The following is a 5,750-nucleotide window of genomic DNA, read 5'->3' on the forward strand; positions in this document are numbered from 1 at the left end:
AAAAAATGAATGTGCGGTGATTTATTTTTGAAATTCTTGAAATTATATCAAAAATTTAGAGTTTTGACGGAGAGACTATATACGAAGGTTTTGGGTGGCTCAGAGATACGCGCTATAGACCAGAAATATTGTCCATACTACATGTAGCGCCATCTGTTTCTATAAAAAATCAGGTAAATTTCGGTCCTAAAGATAGGTCCAGAGGAGGACAGTTTGTACATATAAATGATGTTGGGGATACAAAGGTAGAACGCCTTTGGTTTGAAGATGTTGCGCAATAACCCTAAGCAGTTCAGGTTAATTATGTAGGCACAGGAAAGACCTACATAATTAACCCTTGTCTAATTCGGAACTTTGGTTACCTAATCTTAGCTAAACGCCCGGACTCCCTCCCTCGCTACTAAAAAAATATAATCATACTTTTTTAGTAATAGCATGCGGTATAATCCCTCTCTGTAACTATCTCTCAAATCTACCTCAACCTCTTTCATCCCTTCAATTCAATTATTGTCAAACTAAAAGATTTTCGCCTGCACAGAAATGAAAAAGGCTCCTATTGGTAATCAATCTACCAACATCTTTGATATACTTTCGTTTTGATTTTCACCAAAAATCTTAACCAGAGACTCACCGATTAACACTATAAAATACGCGTTCTACGTCATTACGAAATGGCTACTCGCGTTTCTTATAAAACTCAGGGGATATCTTTCATATTCTAGAACTAAGAAATTGAATAATCCAAATTGAGCAACTATAATTCTAGAACTTTAGTAAGGATAATATTCAAAAACTCTGACCAAGAGTAAGTATATTTCTTGGGGCTTAATTCTAAAGGAGTGCCGTTATATTTTACTTGAACATAAAAATCATCATTTTCCTCTATAAGCTCAAACCTTATGCTTGCATTAAAATCAGGAAATTTTCCTTCATCTATAGCTTGCTCTCCAGCTAGAAGCCTAATCATAGGTGTTATGTTTCCATCATGCATCACCATCAACTTATAATTAGTAGTAATAGACTTTGTTTTTTTCAATAGTAATGTATCAATTATAGATAATAATAAGTCTTTGCTTACTAAAAAATTTTGAATATTATTTTTATAATTATCCGAATATATTTGTTCACCAAGCTGTATAATCTCAGATATTTTAGTATCTGGTATACTACATAACCTCACATTTTTTTGCTTTTTAGAAACCAGCATAGCATCTGCTACTTGAATAAATCTCCCACGGCCGCTAAAATCCGTTCCACATAATTTATTAATATATGTTAATTCAGATTCATATCTCGTTTTTAATTCTTGTGGATAATTTTCCGCAGTCTTTTTACTAATAAATTTAACTATCTCATTAGTGTTTTTATTTTCTCTAGATTTAAAACTTGCGTCTTCATTAATATCCTTGATTGGGATAGTTTTATCAGACTTCCCTAATATTCCTACTAGAACTTCCTTAGCAGTATCCATTGTTCTAGTAAAGTTTGTTGTATAAACCTCGATTTCAGGGGCATAAAATATTTCTGGATACAAACTAGAGATAGTGACCCCATAATCCCTAGCGTTTTTTCTCCCTTCTGTAGTTAAATTGCCAATTTCCGATTCATTCCATATATCACCCATAAGTTCAGAAGACCAAAAAATAGGAGCTCTATCTCCATGTCTAATTAAATCTATAACCATAACTACTTTACCATCCCGGTTACTTATAGCTTGGGAACCATTGCTTATAACGCCATAATACATAGAGCTTATTATAAATATAATTACAACGATAAAAATATAGTTAGATCGTCTCATTTGTAAATTTTATATATTAATATTATATAATATTATTACCTAATCTTGGCTAAACGTCTAGAATGTCTTCCCCCTTCAAACTTAGTATTTAGAAATTTTTCTACCATTTTAATTGAAATATTGTCTTCTACTAGCTTGCTGCCCAATACCAATATATTTGCATCATTGTGCGACCGGGCACGTTCTGCCATGAATTCACTTGTACATAAAGCTGCTCGAATATCAGAACTCCTATTTGCCGCTATAGACATACCAATACCAGTTCCACAAATCAAAATACCTTGAGTAATTGTCCCTTCAATAAATTCTTCTACCATTTTATGAGTAAAATCGGGATAATCTACTCTCTCTTCACTATTTGTTCCTAGATCAAGTATTTTTAAACCCTTCTGCTCGAGATCTTTGACAATTTTACTCTTCAATTTGACCCCAGCATGGTCACTTGCAATAGCTAAATCATAATTTTCCATTAAACACCTTTTTAATATACAAAGTAATAGATATTAATATATAATGACGTTTATTTAATTAGCAAAACAAATCTGTAATTACATCCCTTGGCAAAATGAAAAAACAAAGCCTTTTGATTCTTTTATCATTTATATTATCTGCGTGCGCAGTTTCAAAACAATCAGCGCCTATAGAATTTAATCACGGTGGCTCAAAGAAAGGTGCCTCAGCCAAAACAAACCCAACCCTTGTTGATGAAGGAGAAGTTATTTCCACCGGCTCATTTGAAGTGAAACCTACTGAAACAATTAGCCCTGATGTTATTACAGAGACTACTACTACAGATAATGAACAATATATAATTCCAGCACAAGGAAAGCCTGAAACTAAAGACAAAATCATTTATCATGAGGTGCAAGTTGGCGAAACTATTGAAGATATTGCATCAAAATATGGACAAAAGGTCTCAGAAATCGCCTTATTAAATGACTTGGAACCACCTCATTATATTGATGAATTTCAAGTTCTTAAAATTAAACAAACTAAAGAAAATAACTTAACTTCAAATAGCTCTGATGCTGATGAACCTTTAGTACAAGTAGAAAAAGCTAAAATTGAAAAACCAGAAGTGGATATACAAGATCAAGTAGCAAGTAGTGAATATATCACGCCAGTGAAGGGGAAAGTAATTACAAAATTTGGTGATAAAACACCATTCGGAACGAGCAAAGGCATTAGTATAAGCGCCAAGCCTGGAACTAAAGTACTTTCAACTGCTGCGGGTAAAGTAATATATGCTGATTACGATGCCACTTTTGGTAATTTAGTAATTATCAAGTTAGATGGGAAAAATCTTGTTACTTCTTATGCGCATTTAGAAGACATAATCCTCACCAAAGGTGCTAGTGTAAAACAAGGTGATGTTGTAGGATATGTGGGCAGCACAGGCAAAGTGACAGAACCACAGCTTAATTTTGGTATAAGAGAAGGCAAAGTAGCAAAAGATCCTTCGCAATTTATTAAATAGTCCCAAAATATAAGCGTTATACTAATAAATATTTTTCAAAGACTATTTTTTAAATACATAATCACTACCTAATTACCTTCTTTAATCAAATATAACAAAGCTATTTGTCCTTTTATTAAATTTTATTGACACTAATAACATAGGATATTATCTTGAAAACAAACATATAATTAAACCATAGGTATATACAATGACTATTTGGACAGCAATTGAAAGTGACGATTTAGATGCATTAATAGAGGAACTAGGAACAGCTGATATCAATGAATTAAACGAAGAAGGGGCACATGCTGTACATTTTGCAGCGGCAAAGGATGCAATAAAATGTTTTAAATATCTTGTAGATGCTAAAAATATAAGCCCCTATTTCGCCGCAGGGTCTTACAAGGGGATAGGAGTAGAGAAACTCAAAAAACTTAAAGGGAATGTGACAGAAGGATTGTATACTAAGGATGGTTGGACGGCTATGCATATTGCAGCAAAAGAAGGAAGCCCAAATGTGATGAAATATTTGGTAGAAGAGCTGAATGCTGATATTAACGACTGTACAACGTCTGCATCTTTTGCTATCGCTTCCCAGATGGTACAAGGTAAAGGTTTCTTATCTGCTTTATTGTCAAAACCAACTACACCTTCTACCCCATCTAAAAGCCCTCTCTATATAGCAGCTGAGAATAAATCTACAGAGATAATCAAGTACCTAACAGCTCATCAAGCTAAGGTTTTCCTCAACGCAAGAGAAACCAACGTTTTTGATGAGTATATTGCCAACACTATCCAACAAGAGGGAGTGAATCTCAGCATTATCCATTTTAATAATCCTGATGATGAGACTGTTAACACCCTAGGTAATGTGGATAATAATGACTCTGATAGTGAAAGTTAGTATAACAAAGGCATGCACCCAGCATGCGCATAATGAAACTAACGCTGCCGCAGACTACTACTCTACTATACTTACTACCCTAAAGCTGTAATTAGAGCTCCTACTTTTTATTAGCCCCGCAGAAGCGGGACTAATAAAAAGAGATTCATATTCAAATATCAAGTTTACCATCAAACCTACGGTGCCAGACTTACAAGCAATTGGCAGGACAATTGCTATTATAAAAAACCTTGATAAACCATTATGTATATTTATAAACAGGTACACACCAATCCATATCATAATGATAATTAAGCTTACGTTCCGCCTACGGCTTTAAAAAGCTTTTCTATTGCATTAGAATAATGTACAGTTATCAAGATTGGCATAGGATAAAGGTTTGTAATTAGTAGTAAGGTACGCCGATGCTTAACGAAGTCGTTGGTCTGAATTGGCTGTACTTTGATCTTAATAGCTACTTTGCTACTATCGAGCAACAAGTAAACCATTATCTTAGAGGCAAACCCATAGTAGTTGTCCCATTGTTGTCCGACTCTACTTGCGCTATTGCTGTTAGCTATGAAGCAAAGCTGAAAGGTATTGGTATTGCGCCAAGTAAGTACTTAGCTAAAATAGCGGCTGAAATGAAAAAACCTGATGGGTTATCTATTATCAAACCAGAAGATATACCAACAAAACTTTTTGATCTTTCTTTAAGGGACATACCAGGCATAGGTCATCGAATGCTGAGAAGACTTTACATTGCAAACATAGATACTGTAGAGAAGTTGTATGAATGTAGCGCTGGGCACTTGCAGGCTATTTGGGGTAGTATCTATGGAAAAAAATGTTGGTATTTACTAAGAGACCATGAGTTATCAGAATATGTAGTTAAAAATAAGGTAATAGGTCATAGTAGAATACTTGATCCCGAGATAAGGAATAGTGACGCTGCTCGTGATGTTGCTGCCGAATTAATACTGAAAGCAGCGAAGAGATTAAGAGACAAAGCTTTATATTCTACCTTTATAAATTTATACATTAGAACTACCAATAGAGTAATTTATAAATCCTCCGCCAAAATATCTCCCGCTTGTGATAATGCAACCATTTTAAAGCAATTACTTAATATTTGGGATCGGTTATCAGAGCAAAATAAAGTTAATAGCATATATCAAGTAGCAGTATCATTGGCGGGGTTAATCGAAAAGCCGCGCCAGCTTACATTTGATGAGATAGGTATTATTACTAAGAAGCAGGGGATCTCAGTTGCTATGGACAATATCAACAACAAATATGGCAAGTCAGTAATAAACTTAGGTATCCGTCCTACCGTAAAAGATGATCCCATTGCCTTTTCTCATATTCCAGGAGACAAAGCTAAGGAGGTATTTAAATAAATGAAATAATAAGGTGGGTGAGCATAGAACAAAGGCTTTATTTAATCACATGTTCTAGCCATTTAGGTGTCAACTAAATTACTATCATAGTTATGCACATACTATAGTTAGATTAATCTCTATATAAAATTAAATAGTCCCTCCGTCAAAACTCTCCCCGCCTGAATTAACAAGGGGTTTCATGTCATAAACAGCTTACAAAATCCA

The 5,750-nt window shown here is 34.3% G+C and carries 6 protein-coding genes; 4 read left to right on the forward strand and 2 right to left on the reverse strand.

Going from position 1 to position 5,750, the window contains the following annotated elements; translation table 11 throughout:
* Positions 1–128: 128 nt before the first annotated feature.
* Complete coding sequence (locus Megvenef_RS06990; protein WP_322777253.1) at positions 129–281, forward strand: hypothetical protein; 153 nt, start codon at positions 129–131, stop codon at positions 279–281.
* A gap of 473 nt (positions 282–754) precedes the next feature.
* Here Megvenef_RS06990 and Megvenef_RS06995 read toward each other — a convergent pair whose 3' ends face one another.
* Positions 755–1,801, reverse strand: coding sequence for a histidine phosphatase family protein (locus tag Megvenef_RS06995; RefSeq protein ID WP_322777254.1), 1,047 nt, complete (start codon positions 1,799–1,801; stop codon positions 755–757).
* A gap of 35 nt (positions 1,802–1,836) precedes the next feature.
* Positions 1,837–2,271, reverse strand: coding sequence for a ribose 5-phosphate isomerase B (rpiB, locus tag Megvenef_RS07000; protein ID WP_322777255.1), 435 nt, complete (start codon positions 2,269–2,271; stop codon positions 1,837–1,839).
* A 95-nt stretch (positions 2,272–2,366) separates the two neighbouring features.
* Here rpiB and Megvenef_RS07005 point away from each other — a divergent pair, with 95 nt between their 5' ends.
* The 3 genes from Megvenef_RS07005 to Megvenef_RS07015 all read left to right on the forward strand — a co-directional run bounded on the left by Megvenef_RS07005 (position 2,367) and on the right by Megvenef_RS07015 (position 5,543).
* On the forward strand, positions 2,367–3,278 hold the full coding sequence (locus tag Megvenef_RS07005; protein WP_322777256.1) for a peptidoglycan DD-metalloendopeptidase family protein: 912 nt from the start codon (positions 2,367–2,369) through the stop codon (positions 3,276–3,278).
* 190 nt (positions 3,279–3,468) lie between these two features.
* On the forward strand, positions 3,469–4,164 hold the full coding sequence (locus Megvenef_RS07010; protein ID WP_322777257.1) for an ankyrin repeat domain-containing protein: 696 nt from the start codon (positions 3,469–3,471) through the stop codon (positions 4,162–4,164).
* A gap of 404 nt (positions 4,165–4,568) precedes the next feature.
* Positions 4,569–5,543 carry a DinB/UmuC family translesion DNA polymerase gene (locus Megvenef_RS07015; protein ID WP_322777258.1) on the forward strand — a complete coding sequence of 325 codons (975 nt, stop codon included), beginning with the start codon at positions 4,569–4,571 and terminating at the stop codon, positions 5,541–5,543.
* Positions 5,544–5,750 lie beyond the last annotated feature (207 nt).

This window comes from Candidatus Megaera venefica (genome assembly GCF_034554655.1).
Classification (GTDB): Bacteria; Pseudomonadota; Alphaproteobacteria; order Rickettsiales; family Rickettsiaceae; genus Megaera_A; species Megaera_A venefica.

Bases quoted from the DNA above. Each gene is read 5' to 3' on its own strand.
- Megvenef_RS06995 (WP_322777254.1), bottom strand. From the start codon at position 1,801: ATGAGACGATCTAACTATATTTTTATCGTTGTAATTATATTTATAATA.
- rpiB (WP_322777255.1), bottom strand. From the start codon at position 2,271: ATGGAAAATTATGATTTAGCTATTGCAAGTGACCATGCTGGGGTCAAA.
- Megvenef_RS07005 (WP_322777256.1), top strand. From the start codon at position 2,367: ATGAAAAAACAAAGCCTTTTGATTCTTTTATCATTTATATTATCTGCG.
- Megvenef_RS07010 (WP_322777257.1), top strand. From the start codon at position 3,469: ATGACTATTTGGACAGCAATTGAAAGTGACGATTTAGATGCATTAATA.
- Megvenef_RS07015 (WP_322777258.1), top strand. From the start codon at position 4,569: ATGCTTAACGAAGTCGTTGGTCTGAATTGGCTGTACTTTGATCTTAAT.